This is a genomic window from Vibrio comitans (assembly GCA_024346835.1).
GTDB classification, from domain to species: Bacteria; Pseudomonadota; Gammaproteobacteria; order Enterobacterales; family Vibrionaceae; genus Vibrio; species Vibrio comitans.
In genome coordinates this window covers 1,904,726-1,924,652 of sequence record AP024866.1, presented here as the reverse complement: position 1 = coordinate 1,924,652, position 19,927 = coordinate 1,904,726, and the positions used below count along the sequence as shown (strand labels likewise).

General features: G+C 44.1%; 15 protein-coding genes. 8 read left to right on the top strand and 7 right to left on the bottom strand.

The window, feature by feature from the left end:
• Positions 1 to 180: 180 nt before the first annotated feature.
• The 3 genes from OCU46_RS08795 (at position 181) to OCU46_RS08785 (ending at position 3,108) form a co-directional block, all read left to right on the top strand.
• Positions 181 to 1,470, top strand: a complete 1,290-nt coding sequence (locus tag OCU46_RS08795; RefSeq protein ID WP_141268485.1) for an NAD(P)/FAD-dependent oxidoreductase — start codon at positions 181 to 183, stop codon at positions 1,468 to 1,470.
• A 203-nt stretch (positions 1,471 to 1,673) separates the two neighbouring features.
• Positions 1,674 to 2,552, top strand: coding sequence for an amidohydrolase family protein (locus OCU46_RS08790; RefSeq protein ID WP_141268483.1), 879 nt, complete (start codon positions 1,674 to 1,676; stop codon positions 2,550 to 2,552).
• Positions 2,553 to 2,757: 205 nt separating this feature from the next.
• Positions 2,758 to 3,108, top strand: coding sequence for a RidA family protein (locus OCU46_RS08785; RefSeq protein WP_141268481.1), 351 nt, complete (start codon positions 2,758 to 2,760; stop codon positions 3,106 to 3,108).
• 43 nt (positions 3,109 to 3,151) lie between these two features.
• Here the strand turns inward: OCU46_RS08785 and OCU46_RS08780 are convergent, their stop codons facing one another.
• Positions 3,152 to 4,156, bottom strand: coding sequence for an AraC family transcriptional regulator (locus OCU46_RS08780; RefSeq protein ID WP_141268479.1), 1,005 nt, complete (start codon positions 4,154 to 4,156; stop codon positions 3,152 to 3,154).
• Positions 4,157 to 4,355: 199 nt separating this feature from the next.
• On the opposite strand from OCU46_RS08780, the gene OCU46_RS08775 reads away from it, so the two are divergent.
• The 3 genes from OCU46_RS08775 to OCU46_RS08765 all read left to right on the top strand — a co-directional run bounded on the left by OCU46_RS08775 (position 4,356) and on the right by OCU46_RS08765 (position 8,752).
• The gene (locus OCU46_RS08775) at positions 4,356 to 5,918 is read left to right on the top strand and encodes an L-serine ammonia-lyase, iron-sulfur-dependent, subunit alpha (protein ID WP_141268477.1); all 1,563 of its coding nucleotides are present in this window, start codon (positions 4,356 to 4,358) and stop codon (positions 5,916 to 5,918) included.
• Between the two features lie 159 nt (positions 5,919 to 6,077).
• Entirely contained in the window at positions 6,078 to 7,328 is a 1,251-nt protein-coding gene (locus OCU46_RS08770; protein WP_141268475.1) for a dipeptidase, read from the top strand.
• A gap of 140 nt (positions 7,329 to 7,468) precedes the next feature.
• On the top strand, positions 7,469 to 8,752 hold the full coding sequence (locus OCU46_RS08765; protein WP_141268473.1) for a dipeptidase: 1,284 nt from the start codon (positions 7,469 to 7,471) through the stop codon (positions 8,750 to 8,752).
• A 642-nt stretch (positions 8,753 to 9,394) separates the two neighbouring features.
• Here the strand turns inward: OCU46_RS08765 and OCU46_RS08760 are convergent.
• The 4 genes from OCU46_RS08760 to OCU46_RS08745 form a co-directional block, all read right to left on the bottom strand.
• A complete protein-coding gene (locus OCU46_RS08760; RefSeq protein ID WP_208733508.1) occupies positions 9,395 to 10,258 on the bottom strand; it encodes a hypothetical protein in 864 nt (287 codons plus the stop codon).
• Positions 10,259 to 10,674: 416 nt separating this feature from the next.
• Positions 10,675 to 11,655 (bottom strand): helix-turn-helix transcriptional regulator, encoded by a 981-nt coding sequence (locus OCU46_RS08755; RefSeq protein WP_141268471.1) that lies wholly within the window; start codon positions 11,653 to 11,655, stop codon positions 10,675 to 10,677.
• Between the two features lie 246 nt (positions 11,656 to 11,901).
• Complete coding sequence (locus tag OCU46_RS08750) at positions 11,902 to 12,693, bottom strand: aspartate/glutamate racemase family protein (RefSeq protein WP_141268469.1); 792 nt, start codon at positions 12,691 to 12,693, stop codon at positions 11,902 to 11,904.
• A gap of 114 nt (positions 12,694 to 12,807) precedes the next feature.
• Positions 12,808 to 13,167 carry a DoxX family protein gene (locus OCU46_RS08745; protein WP_141268467.1) on the bottom strand — a complete coding sequence of 120 codons (360 nt, stop codon included), beginning with the start codon at positions 13,165 to 13,167 and terminating at the stop codon, positions 12,808 to 12,810.
• A 98-nt stretch (positions 13,168 to 13,265) separates the two neighbouring features.
• Between OCU46_RS08745 and OCU46_RS08740 the strand changes: the two genes are divergently transcribed.
• Positions 13,266 to 14,165, top strand: a complete 900-nt coding sequence (locus OCU46_RS08740) for a LysR family transcriptional regulator (protein ID WP_167495317.1) — start codon at positions 13,266 to 13,268, stop codon at positions 14,163 to 14,165.
• Positions 14,155 to 15,201 (top strand): helix-turn-helix domain-containing protein, encoded by a 1,047-nt coding sequence (locus OCU46_RS08735; RefSeq protein ID WP_141268463.1) that lies wholly within the window; start codon positions 14,155 to 14,157, stop codon positions 15,199 to 15,201. Before OCU46_RS08740 ends, OCU46_RS08735 begins: the two co-directional genes overlap by 11 nt.
• A gap of 95 nt (positions 15,202 to 15,296) precedes the next feature.
• Here the strand turns inward: OCU46_RS08735 and OCU46_RS08730 are convergent, their stop codons facing one another.
• Entirely contained in the window at positions 15,297 to 16,106 is an 810-nt protein-coding gene (locus OCU46_RS08730; RefSeq protein ID WP_141268461.1) for a peptidoglycan binding protein CsiV, read from the bottom strand.
• A 154-nt stretch (positions 16,107 to 16,260) separates the two neighbouring features.
• A complete protein-coding gene (mfd, locus tag OCU46_RS08725; RefSeq protein ID WP_141268459.1) occupies positions 16,261 to 19,716 on the bottom strand; it encodes a transcription-repair coupling factor in 3,456 nt (1,151 codons plus the stop codon).
• Positions 19,717 to 19,927: the final 211 nt, after the last annotated feature.

Sequence of the window (19,927 nt, the reverse complement as noted above, 5' to 3'; positions counted from 1 at the left end):
GGATATAATGCGATTAAAAATAAATTGATTTAGATCAAAAAAAATTGAGAGGCGAGAATAGAATCGCCCCAAAGAACTGAACGTGAACAACAGTGTCTATTGATACTCAACCAAATTCTCACAAGTGCGCACAAGCGGGCTTGAAATCAAAAATTATCATTTGTATCAAGGAGTGTTGAAATGACACGAATCATTATTGTAGGCGGCGGTGCTGGTGGATTAGAGCTAGCAACCAAAATGGGTCACAAGTTTAGACGCAATGAAAATACTAGCGTGACTTTGGTGGACCGTAAGGCCAGCCACCTTTGGAAGCCTCTTCTACACGAAGTAGCAACCGGATCTCTGGATGCGGGCGTGGATGCTTTAAGCTACCGTGCTCATGCGAAGAATCACGGTTTTGACTTCCAGATGGGAAGCTTGTGCGATATCGATCGTGAGCGCAAGGTTATCATTCTTGAGGAGTTGAAAGACGCCAATGGTGAACTGCTTATCCCTAAGCGTGAGCTAGAGTATGACTACCTTGTTATGGCGATAGGTTCAACCTCTAACGATTTTAATACTCCGGGCGTACGCGACAACTGTATCTTCCTAGATAGCCCTGAGCAGGCACACCGTTTCCGTGAAGAAATGAACAATCAGTTCCTTAAATTGCACGCTCAATCTGGTCAAGGTCAGGTTGATATTGCTATCGTTGGTGCGGGCGCGACCGGTGTTGAGCTGTCAGCTGAACTGCACAATGCAGTGAAAGAGCTTCGCAACTACGGCTTTGGTGACCTAGATTCAAGTAAGCTTAACGTTAGCCTTGTAGAAGCTGGTGAACGCATTTTGCCTGCACTGCCTCCTCGTATCTCTCAGTCTGCTCACCAAGAGCTGACAAAGCTAGGTGTGAACGTTCGCACTGCGACTATGGTGACATTGGCTGATGAAACGGGCTTGACGACTAAAGATGGCGAGAAGATACCTGCACAAATCATGGTGTGGGCTGCGGGCATCAAGGCTCCAGACTTTATTAAAGATATCGCGGGATTAGAAACCAACCGCATTAACCAGTTAGTGGTTAAGGATACGCTACAAACGACGCGTGACGATCACATCTTCGTTATTGGTGATTTGGCTCAGTGCACTCAAAAAGATGGCAAGTTTGTGCCACCTCGTGCGCAAGCTGCTCACCAAATGTCTAGCCATGCATTCCGTAATATCTTGGCAATGATGAACAACAAAGCGCTGTCAGAATACGAATACAAAGACCATGGTTCACTAGTATCACTTAGCCGTTTCTCTACGGTAGGTAGCTTGATGGGTAACCTGACCAAAGGGTCAATGATGGTTGAAGGTCGTATTGCTAGAGTGGTGTATATTTCACTGTATCGCATGCACCAAATGGCGCTGCACGGTATGTTTAAAACTGGTCTAATGATGCTAGTGGGCAGAATCAACCGAGCATTGCGTCCAAACTTGAAGCTGCACTAAGCTGATTAATAAATAGTAAGAATAGGGGAACGTTAGGTTCCCCTTTTTTTGTCTTTAGATAGTTCGTTTTTTGGCCATGTGCGATGGGCATTACCTCATTTTGGCAAAAGTAAGTGTACACTTTGTTTGTTGGCGTTGATGTCCATTATGTAAGGCGCTGCATTCTCTATCCATAGATTAAGATTAATGGAGGTCTATCCGGCATGACCCACACCATTCCTGCACAAATTCCTTTTTCATCAGGCAGAAACCGACCAAAAATTTCAGTACCAGAAGGGGCTTGCGATGCTCATCATCATATCTTTGACCCCGTAAAATTTGAATATAAGAAAAGCGATACGACCAATATCCCACCCGCGACAGTGGCCAGTTATCGGATGCTGAAGAAGCGCTTTGGATTTGATAGAAATGTGATTGTTACGCCTTCTGCTTATGGTTGTGATAACCGCTGCACCTTAGATGCACTCGCGCATATGGGCGAAAGTGCTAGAGCGGTGATCGCTATCGAACAGTTACCATCAAGGAGTGAGCTCAAGGTGATGCATAACCTTGGGGTTCGCGGAATCCGTTTTGCGGTAACAGCTCAGAAGGATTTTGATGAAGCGTTTGTTCGACTTTGCGCAAAAGAACTCGCCTCATTGGGTTGGCATATTTGTTTTTGGATAAGCGCTGACTTAATTGTGAAATTCAAAGCTGTCTTTGAGTCGCTAGAGTGCCAGATTGTTTTTGACCACAGAGGCCAATTGCCAGCAGAACAGGGGATTGAACACCCTGCATTTGAACTAATGAAGAGTTTGATGCAGCGCGATAAAGCTTGGGTAAAGATTTCATCTGCGTATCAGGGGTCTATAAGCGGTGCCCCGCATTATAGTGACAATATTGCCATTGGTCGGGCATTGGTCGAAGCCTGCTCAGAGCGAGTACTTTGGGGCTCTGATTGGCCTCATCCTAGTGAGTATATTAATAAGCGAGACATGCCCAACGATGTCGCTGTGCTTGATCTTTTAGCTGAGCAGGCCACCTCACAACAGTTAATTGATCGAATACTGGTAGATAATCCTGCTCGATTGTATGGCTTCTAGTCCCTTTAACGTCCTGAGCGAATAAAAACCTAAGCTTAATCTAGAAATCGAGCTTACTTTCCTAGGATAAATCTTTGCTTCTTGGCACCGGATGGTTAATCGTTGCCACCGGATTCCCCTCATAATCTCGCTGTCTTCATTATTCACTGTCCTTGTTGCGTTATCAGTAGATAAGCCCAAGGCTACTATTTAAGGGTACTTCAGCATGATTAAAACTATCTCTCCAATGGGCCGCTACAGCAAAGCTAAAATCGTTAATGGTACTGTGTATCTTTGCGGTCAGTTCTCAACGGATCTTACATTGGATGTAAAAGGCCAATCAGACAATACGTTTGCTCAAGTCGATGCACTGCTTGCCGAGTGTGGCGTTGATAAAAGCAAGATCCTAAGCATTATGGTTCACTTAAATGACATAGCGAACGATTATGCAGCGTTCAATGAAGCATATGATGCTTGGATTGCGGGTGATGAAGCTCCTGTACGCACATGTGTGGAAGCTAAAATGTTTTCTGAGCAATGCTTGGTGGAGCTGACGATCATTGCGACTCAAGAATAAAATCACTGCTGTAAGCTAAATAGGAAAACACCTCTAGTACAAACTAGGGGTGTTTTTTGTTTTGGCTGCCTAATAATTGCTTCTTATATTCTTTTGGCGAGACGCCTGTAAGACGTTTGATACTGCGAGAAAACTGGGATATAGAAGAAAAGCCAAGTTGGGTAGCGATGTTTGAAAGTGACTGATTCGTTCCTTGAATCATTAGTTTTGTATTTACCAACATGACTTCGTCCTTTAGCTCCTTAAAGGTAGTGCCATGCTCCTCAAGTTTATATTGCAACTGTCGAATACTGACACCTAAGGTGTCAGCAATTGTCTCTATGTTGTAATTCGGGGTGCCAATGTAGCTGTCCATTGCCATTTTGACCGAGTCTATTAAGCCTATTTCTTGCTCATGCCCAAGGTTGGATGCAAATTTATGTTCCTCCAATACTACCTTTTCTTCCAATAGTGGCTTTGAAAAACATATACCCGCCAAGGACTCGGTACTAATGACGTCGTTCGCTGGCTCAGAGACCATAGGGGATAACACTGGTGTGATAGATGGGGACGGAGATTTGATTCTTAGAGCTCGTATCTTTTGTTTAGTCAGGACATCAATAGCGACTTTGATGAACATGAAAAAAAACAAATTAGATGGGCCATCGTCAGCGACATTTTTGATCACCTTGTCTCGGAGCACCCAAAACTCATTGTCATCATGCTCTAGTGTCACTTTTGCTGACGGCGTTTCGGTTTGGCCAATATTGATAAAGAACCGTAGAGATTCATATACATCCATAGGTTTGCGAGGGCACTTAGAAATAAAAAGTGGGATTGCGAATGAGCGACATAGATGTTCATAAAATCGATAAAGCTGAAAATCATCGAGGCTGTGATGCACAAAACTCAAGAACACAGAAAAGGGCTTTGAGGGGAAAAAGTATCCTTTTTGCTCATAAACCAGGGTACTGAGTCCAAAATTTTCTACTTCAATGGGACGGTTGGTGATTTTCTTATAACTTTCCAATGCGGCCCTAACCAGAGCAACATTTACGAGAGGTACCATTAATACTCCTAGTTTGAAAAGAAAATAAATTTAGTTACCAATAACTTAGCGCAAGTTTGCACCTTATGGTAATTAATAGTGCCATATTGGCATCGAATGGTTACGACAAAAACGTCAATGTTTATAAACTTCGGGGCAGTTCTGAAAAACAATAAATTTCGCACCGTGAGAGTGCACCCTTTACCTTGGAGAATCGACTATGTCTGTAGAATTGTACCCTAGCTTTTTTAATGACGTCATGGGCCCTGTAATGCTAGCAGGTTCAAGCTCACATCTTGTTGCACCACAGCGCTTAGGACTGTTGTGTCACCACCTTACACGCGGTGAAACCCTTAAAAAAATTGAAGTGATTATGGATACCGAAGGGTCTTTTGCTGGGACATTTGGTCTGATGTCAGAAGATATCGGCATGTGTTCTGGTGCAATTGGATTGCCGGTTGATTCTCCTATTCGAAACAATTGTTTAGAGATGGCGAAAGAGCGCGGCATTGAAGTGGTGTTCACCAAAGCACCAATGAAAGAAACGGGTCACCTTAATGGCATGAAGTTCATCCTTACCGGTGAAACCGATACGGAATATACCTTGGTCGGTGATTCTATCGGTGGTGGTATGGTGCAAACCAAAAAAATCATGGGTTTTGACTACATCTATAAGGGCGATACCAATCTTATCGTGATCATCAAACGCGATGGTTCCCCAATAATGATTGACGGCGTTAAATCTAAAATTGATGGCATGATGCAATGTGATGTAGCCACCAATGAAGAAGGCGCGACAGCATTCTTTATGACGGCTACGGATACTCCTGATTTAGAGGCGATTCGCTCAACAGTTCCTGATTGTGAAGTCTATTGGTTAGAGTGTGTTCTTCCGACTCCGACTCATCCAGAGCGCAAAGCTCAATTGTTTGATAATTCGACTGACTTCTTGAAGCTATGTGAAGAGAAGCCGATGCATGAAGTGGCTCTGGACTATCAAATGGCAGCAACCGGAATGACTCGCGAAGAGATCATCGCTAAGGTAGAAGAGTTGCGTGGGCACATGGTTTATCTTGTAGAACGTATGGACAATCGCGATTTTGATCTTGATTACAAACATGCTTACGGCTTTAGTACCGGCAACTTCGATAAAGTTGCGGCGCAAGCTCATATCCCGCAGCCTATGTTTGATGCAGTTCGTTTTTACTTCTCTGTACTGTCTATGGCTCCAGAAACACTGCATGTAGGTTTTCCACATGGAGCAGGCGGTGGCGTAGTGATGTCTTGTCTGCGAGCAGCTCAGCTTCATTACGGGTTCTCTGATGAGAAGGTAGTAGAAGGCTTATTGGTTGCTGCAGCTTATGGCAGCATTGGTTATACACGCACTGACCCTACTGGTGAAACGATTGGTTGTGCTGGCGAGATGGGGCTGTCAGGTGCATTTTCAGCGGCGGCTTTAACTTACATCCTTGGGGGGACACCTCGTCAAGTTGACTCTGCGGCGTCTCAAGCAATGCAATTGTCTGTAGGTTGGCCTTGTGATCCTATTATGGGTGGTGAGGGTGAGCCTTGCACGTCAAGAGGCATGGCGGTAATTACAACACCTTTCATGTACTCACAACTCGCACTAAGCAACATGCTGACCTTGATTCCTTTCCATGAGGCGTTAGATGTCGCGGCTAAGGTGGGCGCGTCACTAGGTGATGATATGTTGTGTACTGGTCGTGGTGGTTGCGCCGCATGCCCTTCAGCGTGTGCTGTAAAGGTTGATCTCGGCCTATAATTTCAAGTGAAGTGATATATCCAGCCTTGGTGACAAGGCTGGATTTTTTTGTTTATGGACACACAAAGTGCCAGATATTCCTAATGTGGTCATTTTTAGGGCTATGGCGACTTATACTTCTTTTCGTCAGCAAACACTTCGATTATTAGAGAGAACATAATGAAACTGAATCAAATCGCCATTGCAGTAACTCTAGCATCTTCATTTAGTGTTTTTGCTCATGACATTGGTCATGAACACGAGCACGTAGAGGGAGGCTGGAACGCACAAGCAGGATTTGTCTCAGATACGGATATCACCGCAACCTATTTCAATACCCGCGGTAAAGACCATGAAACGATTGTCAAACGCGCTTTATGGCTTGCAGAGCAGTACGATATAGAGCGCACTCCAAAGCAAATTGAAAGAGCTAAGGCAGTGCGCAAAAAATACCAAGATGCCATTGCTATTAACTCAGTATTGCCATCCTCTGTTGGTATTATCGGAAACACCCACGAGCACTTTACTACAGCGGTAAAACGCAACAAAGATGCAGGCATGACACTGGCCTCGGCAACAGTGTATGCATTTCCTGGTTCGACAGACTCTCATACTGCATACCAAGTTGTTGATTCATCGGATAAGGTGATTGAAGAGCAAGGTATGATCAAAGTGAACTCTACCGATGACATTATAAAAGCAAAGAAAGAGAACAACCTTGCAGTGATGTACAACACGCAAGGCGCTGATTATGTTATTGAAGACATGGAGCACCATGCTCACGCTTCATATGATAGCGGAATCCGAGTGATGAACTTTACCTACAACAATAATAACGCTCTTGCTGGTGGTGGTGCTAAACAAGATCTTGGCTTGACCAAGCAAGGTTATGCTTGGGTACAAGAAGCGCAAAATGCAGGGATGGTCATTGATGTTTCTCACTCATCAAATCAGGTTGTTATTGATGCGGCTAAGGTATCAACAAAACCAATTGTTGCATCTCACTCTAATGCTCAAGGGCTGATGAATGTGTCGCGAAACCTATCAGATGAGGCCATTTTAGCGATTGGTTCAACGGGGGGCGCTGTGTGTCCAACGGGCGTAGGACTTTTCTTGAATAAAGAGTTGGACGCTTCACCTGAAAGATACGTTGAACATGTGGTGTATGTGGCAGACAAAATCGGTAAAGACAAAGTCTGTTACTCAACCGATTATGTGCACAATATCCTAGATTATTATGAGCGTGACATTGGTAATACCGATCTTTACCCGCCTGAGCTAGGCTTTGGTTCACCACTCAGCAATATGGCTGCAGAGCATATTTGGGATGTCGCTGCGATATTGGAAGATGACTACGGCTGGACAGAGCAGGAAGTTCGTGGCTTTTTGGGTGAAAACTTAATGCGTGTTTATAAGGCAAACTGGAAGTAACACGTTCGTAATCTCTTAACGAGCTCAAATAGGCCTGCACTTAATGGTAATTAAGTGCGGGCTTTTCGCATTAAATGGCAAATATAGAGGTGACTGATTAAGTAAAGTATCCCTATTGTTTACGACCACTAGAGATATGAATGATGAAAAAAACACTGCTTGCCTTAATTACTTCCGCTATGTTTGTTAGCCCCGCCTTTTCGGCAAAAGAGGGCTTGTCGGATAACATCCATGACCGTTACTGGGATGTGACGAATGCAGATGGTTCTCTTAAATCTGACGACATAATCAATCAACGACTTTCTATTGTTGATCAAGCGAAGGAACCCTATACAGAGCAAGAACGAGAGGCTTTTCGCAAAAAATATCAAGCAAAGTATGAGAAATACATAGTGTTGGACGGCTTAGTTGTTGGCGGAATGAACTCTAATGGAAAAGGCTTTCCTATGATGTCTAAAGCGCAGTTTGATACGATCGCAACCACTGGAGAAGTGGATTACGATGTTATGTCGATAACCATTTCTAATGGCACGGATAAAACGGTATCCGAGGTGTATGATCGTGCTGATACAACGAGCAAACATTTGTATCACGACCATGGTCACCACCTTGTGAAAAGCGTCGATGATATTCGCCTTAATCATAAAGAGGGTAAGGTTTCTTATTTCTATAACTTTCAGGCGATTGATCATCTGCAGCGTGGAAGCGAGGAACCATTGTCACATATCCCTAAGTTTGCGAGCGAAGGTGTGAAGGTCATGTCCTTCTCTTATAACATCAGCAATGACTTTTCGGGTTCTGGTGATACTAATTCGCTCAAATCAGGACCTGAAGGCCTGACTCCTTTGGGAATTGAAGCGGTCAAAGCGATGAATGAAGCAGGTGTTGTCGTGGATTGTTCACACGACAGCGACCAAACCTGCATTGATATCGCAAACTACTCCACTAAACCTGTGGTGGCCTCGCACTCGAATGCTCGCGCTCTTCGAGACATTGATAGAAATATTTCCGACGAGGCGATCATAGCGATTGCCAAAACGGATGGAGTGATTGGCGTTAATTTTATTGGCGGCTTTCTTAATGATCAGGCAACAGCATCCGGTGATGATATTGCTGCACACATTGTTTACATTGCTGATTTGATCAGTCGTGAGCTCGGCGTTGATGGTAAAAAACATGTGGGTATCGGTGCGGATTATGTGCACAACTACATTGATGCGTTGCAATGGATCGTTCGAGCACCGGATAAGTTTCCAGCGACGTCTGCAGGTGGTGGTTATGCATCATTATCAGAGTATGGTCGACCTTCAGACATTTGGGCTGTGGTAGACAGCTTAGAAACCAAGCATGGATGGTCGGAGCAGGAAATTGCGGGTGTGCTAGGTGAAAATACACTGCGTGTTTATGAGGCCAACTGGAAATAACTCCTGCCACAAAACATGCTAGAAAACTGATAGCGCTCATCGTCTTAGACGGTGGGCGCTTTTTGCTTTGTGAGCATAACAATCCTCGATGGCTACTTGGGCTGTTCTACATGGTTAGACTATTTAACATTTGATGTGCTTTCTTAGGCTATTCCTGTTTGATTGAGCGGCGCTTAACCCGTGGGTTATGGGTAAACAGCCAGATGATACGTGCAATGAAGGGTATCCAATGACGCAATGGGCGATGTTTACCTTGGCTAACGAGTGCTGAACGCTTGTTGCTGTACAGGCACGGCGGGTGAGTCTCACGTACTTTTGGATTGTTAGTCTTGTCGTTTCGCCTTGTTGATACGAAATCACAATGTGAAGTGGAGTTTAGTATTACTGTTCGAGACGACGAAATGCGCTTTATGAGAGTCGCAAATGTATTCTCAGCACAAAAGGTCTTTGGGATAGGCGAGTGTTAGATACGAGGGCGGTAAGGCGTTTAGTTAGATGAAGTTATTCCTAGCAGACCAGGGAGGGCGGACGTATAGGATGCAGCGCAACAACGCAGATTAGTTTATTCGGGATGGAACGGACGAGATCAAAAAGGGAGTGCATTGTGAGCACTCCCGTTTGTTGTTAGGTCAGTTTGATGGGTTATTTGAGTAAGCCAGCAAGCTTGTTTTCAACTACTGGGCTGATGTTAAAACTCAACATAAAGTCTGGGCGGGACTCGGCTTTTTCAACATAGTAGTTAACTTCCATGCCAATTTTCCAGGGACGCTGACCCATGATTACCGTTTTACTGACCATCAAGTTTAATGGAATTTCGGCTTGGTCGTTGTTCCAGTCATAGCTAAGCATAGGGACAGAACCATAGGTCCAACCGCCTCCGGCGATTTCTACCCACAATAGCTGCATGTTGGTCGCATTTCGAGTTTGTACGCCGTCATCTTCAGCAAAACCCCACTGGTGTGTGGTTAAAGCACCCACAACGCGCTGCGCACTCAACTTACCTACCAATATCTCAGGACCTGCAGCGTATTGTTCTGCTGAAAAGCCATCTGAGCCAGTAGGCACGGTAACAAACGTACCTAGGGCGAGCAGGTTTGTTGGATCGGATAACGTTGGGGCATATGCAAGATCGAATGAGATATCAGAGAAACCACCGTCATCACCTGTAGGACCAACCTTATCGATATTCTGTGAATAGGAAATCGCAGGACGGAAAAAGATCTTATCGCCATTGGCCAGTGGCATAGGCATGGACGGTTGGAATGTGGTATTGAAATTGCTACCGCCTCCTTCAAAGCCACCACTGTACTGAAATTTAAAGTTCATTGTGGCGTAGACAGTGTTTGGGTTGGCTAGTTCTTTGGCCGCTTTCTCTGCCAAGTCATCTCTATCTTTTGTCTCAGCAACCGTTTTTCTGACTTCGTCTGGCGCAGGTTTGGTTGAGGTCTCGGCGTTGACATGAGTGCAAAGCAGTAGCGAAAGTAGGGCAGTTGCTTGATATTTCATCATTTTCTCCACAATAGGGATTACCCAATCGTGCCTTAAGGCACAAAATTGGATCAGTTGAGTTCCTGATAAGAGTGAAGCGTTGGTAGAAAAAGGCCGGTATGGCTACGCTGAAGATGCACTTTGTTCTGGCTGCACTCGATATTCTGTAGCGCATAGTAGCGGATTGAATCGTGCCTTTGATAACCACTTGATGCCAATTAAATAGATAATTTCGTGGGCGTTTAAAGTGAGGGAAATAAGTAAATTTGTCTGCGTAAAGCGAATTGAAAGGAGGCCATTAATGCGAGGGGAAGAGTCTTGTTATCAAAAAAATAATGCCACTCTTGATGACTTATTGGTGAGCTTAGGCACCGCAATTTTGCGCTACGATACCTTAATACGAGATGAATGCTTTAAAGGTAGGCCGTGATCTATTATTTTTGATAGCGCTCTCTAAATGCAGAAGGTGTCAGTTCAAACTTCTTTTTGAATGCACGGGTAAAGTGGGATGTATTTGAATATCCGAGATTAAAAGCAATATTGGTAATGGTTTCATTACTGCCGATCAGTGATTCACATGCGATCTCATCCATGACTTCTTCGAGTATTTCACTGTAGGTTTCGTTCTCTTGTTTAAGCCGTCTTTGTAAGGTTCTTACACTCATATTGGCGTACTCAGCGGCTTCATTAATTGTGGGCATGCTGATCGATAGATAAGGTTTTAGAAGTGCCTGTAATGAATATTTGAAGGTATGTAGCTCTTTGATTCGATGTTGCTGTTCTTCCCCAATGAAGGGAGTTATGGTTTTTTCAACTAACGATTTTGGTACGTAAACCCCGGTGTAAACTGAGCGATGTTTATAGTCGATATTATGTGTTGGGAAGAAGCTTGATAAAGGCTGACCATTGGTCAATGTGGTACTGACGATACTAGGAGTCCATTGGGATTGGGTCAGTTTCTGGATTAAGTAGGTAAATATGATTAACGTCACCACACAGCCTATCTGCATATCATGGGCGCGTTTGCGGTAGACCCAGTAATGATCACCATAATCATCAATCATAAATTCAGTGTCTGTAGAGTCAACTTTGAGTTGTTCGAATAACGAGTGCAAGGCGTTTATCACCGAGCCTTCCAAATGTTTACCAACCAATATCTTATCGACATTAAGTCGGCAAGAATGAGCGATCATTCGATTCATTGACTCACTCGATAGCTCTTTTTCAAGCTTATCAAATAGACGCAGCATCACCTCACGTGAGATATGTCCTTGGCTTGACTTAATAGCTTGAGGCAAACCTGATTCATATAAGTCTTTCACAAACTGACTTTCATAGATCTCGATATATTCTACGTACGTTTGGATCTGATCAATACTGATTAATGGAATAAATCGATTCTGCTTCTCGGTCATATTTACTCAACTAAATTTGATGCAACAAAATAAACTAATAACATTTGGTGTGTATGCATGATCTATATGCGATTTGATCAAGATTACATCGCTACCTACCATATTGGCATGAAATGGTTAGTGGCAGACAGGTGTTATTTCAATAATACACCAATATTGTTGAATAAGATTAACCATCATTTGGGCTACTTACATATTTTTTAATAATGACTTTCCCCCTAGAAAAGAAAGCCATTATAGAGTGAGTTACCTCACCAGGTTGTAAACCATCTTAGTCATATCAACAGCGTCAAATACGGGCAATTGAGTCGCCTTGCGAATAGCGTCTGCAAAAGGTGGCATTTCAGTACATTCGAGGATAATTTGCCCGACATCTGGATTGTTTTCAATCAATGCAGTTGCTACCGATACTATGGCATTTTCGACCCTGTCTTTGCTGTAGTCCACATCATTGAACTGAGTTGACCAATCATCGGCATGAGAGGACTGATCCATACCTTGAATAACCATACGCGACTTATCGATGCCACATTCGTCAAATAGCGAGCCGTTGTTCATATTCAAGCTATTTTCATTGACCGTCAGTACGGCGATTTTCTTGTCTGATGCTAAAGTGCTGAGCAAAAAAGGGAAGAACAGCATGGTTGATGAATAAACAGGAATGGTTACCGCAGCAGCTAATTGAGACTGCATCATCGCAGTTAATCCACATCCTCCAACGAGAGCCTTACATCCATCTTCTTCGAGTTGCTGTGCACATGCGATCCAATTCTCTAGATTCCATGCATTGCTTGCACCATCATTGACAATATTGTCGAGATTGAAAGGGTCATCAACATACCCTAGGCGAACGGGAAAATTGTAGGCTTGGCTGTTGGCAAAATGCTTAGGATCACTGATGCATGGATACCAGGCTCTAAATACCATTAGGCCAACTTTATCACCAAAATTAAAGTGAGCTTTGTTTTCATTCATAACCTGAAATTCAGGTAAGCCCTGTTCGTCAGTGGTTAGCAAAGTACGTGGTTTAATACCCATATCAAGTTCCTATTTCAGTTAGTGTTGGCAGAAATTGTAGGGATATGTGTAATGACTTACTTACCATAAAATGCAAATGTCGATATTAACTTTCCATAAGGTGCAAAGCTAGCATCACAAAAACAAGATCAGGATGGAAGATAGAGACAGCGTCACAAGTGCCGGAATCGCATCTTTCCATGTATCGAACTTAAAATGAAAAAACAGTGCACCGATAGAGGTGAACGCTATGCCAGTTGAACCCATCAAGCCTAGTGTGGTTGATGAGGTCAACACTCCCATTAGTAATAAAAAAGCACTGCTCATTTCTATCAGACCAATGATGAACATTGCCATTCGATTGAGGCCATACTTTTTAAAAAACATCAGTTGGGTATCAAATACCAACTTGTGCCACGCAAAGAGTTTCACTGAGCTGGCAAGGATGAAAAATAGAACAAGTAATAGGGCGATGATGATTAAGCTTAATGGCATGAGTGTTTCCTCTTAGTCTGATAAAACTCAGTTTACCTATTCCATATACTCTTACTATACTCATAAATGACTTTGTTATATTCCCATTAGGAATGGATGTGGATAAGCTAGAATCAATTAAATTGTTTGTGCGCGCGACTCAGCTGGGCAGTTTTACCGCTGTTTCTGAAGAGAAGGGAGTGACACAAAGTGCAGTGAGCAAAAAGATTGCGGCATTAGAAAAAAGCCTAGGCTTTCCTCTGTTGCATAGAACAAGCAGACAGCAGCACTTAACTCAATCGGGCGCTAAGTATTTACGCTTCGCGGAAACGCTGCTGCAAGACATGTCAGAGATTGAATCAGAGCTGTTTGACGAACAATCCACGCCCCGAGGACGGCTTAAAATTACAGCTCCTATCGCGTTTGGAGAACACTATTTAGGCGAGTTGATCGCTTCTTTTTCTACCCAATATCCCGAGATTCAGCTTGAGTTAGAGCTCAGTGACTCAATGTCGGACATAGTCCTCAACGACGTAGACATCGCGATTAGAGCTAATGTACTACCAGATTCAAATTTTAAGTCGCGACACCTATTTGATAATCAAGTGACCTATGTTGCTTCACCTGATTACCTTGCTAGAAAAGGAACGCCCCTTCACCCTCAAGAGGTAGAGCACCATGATTGTTTGGTTTATTCCTTATCAAATCAATATCGCTATCAATGGCACTTTGTAGAAAAGGGGGAATCTATTTCGATTCCTATTCAGAGCAATATTCAAGTCAATAACGCCAGTGTACTAAAGCAGCTAGCGCTAGCAGATCAAGGAGTAGTCGCTCTGCCACACTGGATGGTGAGCGATGAACTTGCAGCGCAGAAGTTGCAACAGGTACTTAAACCTTTTACCCATAGTGTATTGCCTATGTATCTTTTGTATAAAAACACCCCGTATGTGCCATCTAGAATACGGGTGTTTATTGATTTTTTAGTAGAGCAAATGGAAGACTTCAGTGCACGATAACGCCAAGTACAATAAAGCCGAGGACAATAAAGCGATTCAAGAAACGACAGTCGTTCGTCCTGTGTTTATCAAGCCAATCTTTGAGCATGCGCTTGCACTTGGTTTGCCTGTCAAAGAAATTCTACGGGACGAGGGGGGAGAAGAGTACTACTCATTGGTCTATCAACCTCATACTTTGACAATGGCAGCACAACCTGTAAGGGTCGTGATGGCATTGGCTGAGAAACAAGGGCTTGATACTTTTGGGTTGGATGCAGCGTTGAATGCAGGGGCAAACACCCTTCTCCCTGAGATGAGGCCACTAGTGGAAAGTAGTGGCAATTTATATGAGTTCTTGAGTAATTTTTGCCAATACACCAATAAGTATTTATCGCTGTTTAATTTCTTTGATTTGGAAAGTGAGCCAAATGGGGTGTTTTTACGTCGAAATCACAACTTTATGACGCTCCTTGCCAGTGACTCTATGGAAGTCTATACACTGACTTTACTGTCTAAACTCATAGAGAATTACCTGCAGACACCTTGGCAACCAAAGATCATTTGGGTATCAGCACAGCAGGTAAATGCAGCGTTTTCTACTCATTTTCAATCTGCACATATTTTCACGCATAAATCCGTCAGCAAGATATTTATTGAGGATAAAACGTTAGCGAAAAGAAGCCCGCTGTACTTGGCGAAAAGTGTTCCCTCAGCGACACCTATGGCAACCCCATCGATGAGGGCTTTAGTGTTAATGGCATTGCAGCCCTTTGCGCTTGATGCTCTTCCAACCATAGAAAGGTTGAGTAAATTACTTGGATTGCACCCTAAGAAGGTTCAATTAAAATTGGCTGAAGAATCTTGTACTTACAGACAGATGTTGATTGAGCTAAAGGCTGAACATGCGGAGCAACTAATACGAAATACCGATTTTGATATAGGCACAGTCGCCTTAGAATCGGGGTACACAAATAGCACACACTTTATAAGAGCTATGAAAAAGGTATGGGGTGTCACACCGTTGCAGTTTGCCAAATCCATTCGAAATAAGCCCTAGCGGCTGATCTTTGCCTGAACTGTGAACTGTAAAGTGCAATAAAAAATGGCTTCTCGAAAGAAGCCATTTTTACATTTGAACATAGCAAGAGTCGTTTACTGTTCCACTCTTCTTACCTGAATGATCATGCCCATAAGCGGATGATCTAGGTAATGAGTCTCGCTGCTACGCATACGACGTTTTTGGTCCATGCGGTAGCTCTTTAAGAATTGCTCTTCGATTTTTTCCGGTGAAACTTGTTGTAGATTGCCCGATTGAACGTTGGTATCAGCCGTTTCTGTATCAGCCAATACAGCAAAGTTGTCACTGTCTTTGAGCTCATCAGGCGTTTTCTCTGTAAACGTAACGCTGCGAACGCTAGGCTCACGAAGATCTAATTCTGTTTCTACAAACAAGTAATGTTGGACATAAACTTGAATAGCACCATCTAGTTCATACAGAGGCTGAGCAATGCTAGTTTCTTGAATGTCGTCACCCATGCCTGCATCACTGCTTTGAGAGCCAATCTTTGAACCATCTGGGTTAAAGGTTTTAGAGTAATCCTTGCCCGCTTGAATGTGGAATTTAGGCGCGCTTGCTCGCCCTTGATCGCCTTGACGCCATGCTGTGTGCAGTAACACCTCAAAACCTGCGTGACTCTTTAGTACATCACGTTCTTTAAGGAGCTTGTAGTTGTCGTATGAGAGCATTTGTGCTCCCTTCTTTTGACGATAAGCGTGATTACTGAAAGGCTCTACACCCTCCATATTGATTTGAGTTAGCTCATTTGGCCATGATTCTGTCGTTTTTTCAGGGTCGATCGAACGCTTGAATATCAGGACTTCAATGTCAAATTCTCTCTGTTGTGCTTGTGCGAGTGTTGGAATCAGCAGCAGCATCATCAATAGAGGAATAATTTTTTTCATTCTGGCTCCATGGCTTATCAAAAGGCCGTTTATCTTTATGAATACTTTGAAATTATTTAAATTAGAGTGTGCGTATTTTCATCACGAAAGGGCAGTTTACCCTAGTTTTAGGCAGTATAGCAGATCTCATACTAATGCTTTTACTGCCTAATGGTTACGCGACTCTATTTTTTGCGAAATCTTCAATTAATTGCTTAACATAGGAAACGCGATCTCGTCGGTCTACTAGGCTCTGTGTAAATTTAATTTTGGTCGGCCCATCCATAGCAAACTTGTTAGGCTGTGACTGCAATAGCTTAACCAAATACATTGGATTTATGTCAGCATCGGGATAAAACTCGATATAGCCGCCTTTTTCATGAGCTTCCACCTTGTCTACCTTGATAGCAGCGGCAGCAAGTTTAATCTCGGATACTTGAAGTAAATTCTTGGTGGCATCCGGCAGCGGACCAAAGCGGTCAATGAGCTCAACCTTCATTTCAGTCAACTGATCATCGTTGGCCACACTGGCAATGCGTTTATACAGAGATAAACGTGTATTGATGTCGGGGATGTAGTCGTCAGGCAATAGGGCAGGAAGGCGCAGTTCCACCTCGGTCTGCTCACGTAACAAGTCATCCAAAGACGGTTCTTTACCCTCTTTTAACGCTTCAACTGCTTGCTCTAGCATCTCCATGTATAGAGTGAAACCGATAGAGTGGATCTGTCCACTTTGCTCATCACCTAATAACTCTCCCGCACCACGTATCTCAAGATCGTGTGTGGCAAGAGTAAATCCTGCACCTAGATCTTCAAGAGAGGCGATGGCCTCCAGACGCTTAGCGGCATCCTTGGTAACGGCCTTAGGGTGCGGAGTGAGCAAGTACGCATAGGCTTGGTGATGAGAGCGGCCTACACGGCCACGCAATTGGTGAAGCTGCGCTAAACCTAGGTTATCTGCTCGATTCATAATGATGGTATTGGCAGTTGGAACGTCGATACCTGTCTCTATGATTGTGGTACACACTAGCAGGTTGAAGCGCTGGTGGTAGAAATCGTTCATCACCGATTCTAGCTCGCGTTCTCGCATTTGTCCGTGAGCCGTGGTGATACGAGCCTCTGGTATCAATTTCTCCAGATCTTGCGCCACCTTATGGATGGTATCGACTTGGTTGTGCAAGAAGTAAACCTGACCACCACGCATGATCTCACGCAACACTGCTTCACGAACGATGGCATCATCACTTTGACGAACAAAGGTCTTGATGGCTAAGCGACGTGCCGGCGGTGTCGCGATGATAGAAAGATCTCGCATGCCACTCATGGCCATGTTCAGCGTTCGAGGTATTGGCGTCGCAGTGAGGGTGAGAATATCGACATCCGCACGCATCGCCTTCATTTTCTCTTTTTGTCTCACGCCAAATCTGTGTTCTTCATCGACAATCAATAGACCAAGATCTGCGAACTTGATGTCATCTTGCAGAAGTTTGTGTGTGCCGACAATAATATCGATCTTACCCTCCGCGACATCATTCAGAATCTGTTTCTGCTCTTTGGCACTCTTAAATCGGGATAACACCTCAACACGCACTGGTAGGTTGGCAAAGCGATCTCGGAAGTTTTCAAAGTGCTGCTGAGCGAGCAGAGTAGTGGGAACCAACACCGCAACTTGCTTAGCGTTATCCGTGGATACAAATGCAGCGCGCATAGCGACTTCTGTTTTACCAAAGCCAACATCACCACACACTAATCTATCCATTGCTTTCGCTTGGCACATATCCGATAAAACTGCATTAATTGCTTGGTTTTGGTCATCGGTTTCTTCAAATGGGAAGCCGGCCTTAAACTGAGCATACTGCTCTCTGTCTAGCTTGAATTTGTAGCCAGGTTTAAGCTCGCGCTTTGCATACACATCAAGGAGCTCAGCCGCGACATCGCGAACTCGCTCTGCCGCTTTACGGCGGGCCTTGCCCCAAGATTCGCTGCCAAGCTTATGCAGTGGAGCTGACTCTTCCGCGCCACCAGAGTACCGGCTAATGAGATTTAGCGAAGAAACCGGAACATACAGCTTGGACTCATTGAGGTATTCAAGGGTCACGTACTCGGTTTTGATTCCGCCCGCTTCTAGGGTTTGTAGGCCTATATAGCGACCTATACCGTGGTCTAGATGCACAACAGGTTGACCAGGTTTAAGCTCGGCGAGATGGCGAATAACTGTGTCACTATTGACCGCTCGTTTATCTTTTTTACGTCTTTGAATAACGCGATCGCCGAGTAAATCACTCTCACAAATCAGTGCAAAGTCTGGGCTGGTATGGATGAAACCGTGCTCTGAAGCGCCAAGCACGAGCGTAAACTTGTCACTGCTTGCTAGGGCATCATCAAGGCTAGACACCGCTTTGGGTGCAATCTTAACAGGGCTAAGTAGCTCCAGTAGCGCCTCTCGACGGCCTTCAGACTCAACGGAGAAGACTATCTTGCCTGTGTAACCTTCACTAAACTGACGCAGAGCCGACATTGGCTCTTTAGTTTGCGGAGCTGCGGCAAGTGCCGGTAATGGTTCTATATTGAGGTTAAAGCGACCAGCTTTACTATCAGTACTCTCTTTATTCAGCTTTACTTGCGGCCATTGCTTAATAGCGGCAAATAACTCGTCTTTCTTCATCCATAGTTCAGACGGCTCGAGCAGAGGACGTAGCGGATCTACGCGACGCTGATCAAAACGATAATCAACGTCAGTGAGAAAGGTGTCGATGGCCGGTTCTATTTCTCCTACAGAGAGCAATAACGTGTTCTTTGGGAGATAGTCTAATAGGGTTTCTGTGTTCTCAAAAAACAGTGGCTGCCAATATTCTATCCCTGCAGGCCAAGTGCCCTTTGATACTTGCATGTAAACCGACTCAGGTTCGCGTCTTGCGTCGAACTTTTGTCTCCAACGAATACGGAAGTCTTCAATCGCTTCTTCATTGGTCGGAAATTCATGAGCAGGCAGCAGTCTGATCTCTTCGATGTCGGCGATGGAGCGCTGATTCTCAGGATCAAAGGTGCGAATGGTGTCGATTTCATCGTCAAAAAAGTCAACACGATATGGATCGGAGCTACCCATAGGGAATAGGTCGAGTATGGAGCCGCGACTGGCGTATTCACCGGGGCCAAATACTTGGTCAACGTTTCGATAGCCCGACTTTTCAAGTTGCATCCTGAGCTTTTCTAGAGAGAAAAGGTCGCCCGCTTTAACCATCAAGGTATGTTGTAGAAGAAACTCTCTTGGAGATTGTCTTTGCAATAGAGTGCTGATTGGAACAATGATGATGCCTTGGTCAAGCGTCGGCAGTTGATAAAGTGTTGAGATGCGATCTGAAATAATATCTTGGTGGGGAGAAAAACTGTCGTAGGGCAGTGTTTCCCAATCTGGAAACAACGAAACAGGCACCGAGCTAAATTGCTCCAATTCCATCTGCAATTTCAGTGCTGTCTGCGGGTCACTCACGATTAACAGCGTTGGTCCTTGGTGTTGCTTATTTAACTGAGCGACTGAGATAGCTAATGACGCACCTTGCAGGTTGCCTAGCTGTTTTCTATCGCCAGCGGTGGACGCAATCGGTAGAGAAAAGAGTGAGTGGTTATCCATAAGAGTGTGAGTTTCCAAGATAAATTGATCAGCATGTAATGTATCTGATTATCGTAAACCCAGACGGGTTTATCTATCAATAAGTGGTCAAAACTGGCTGTTTGTTGATGTGATTGCTCAATTATTGACGTTTTATGGGAAATTCCAAATAAAAACAGAGGCAAACACTACTCGAAAAGGCGATTAGTGGTTACATTAAGGGCATTGTCAT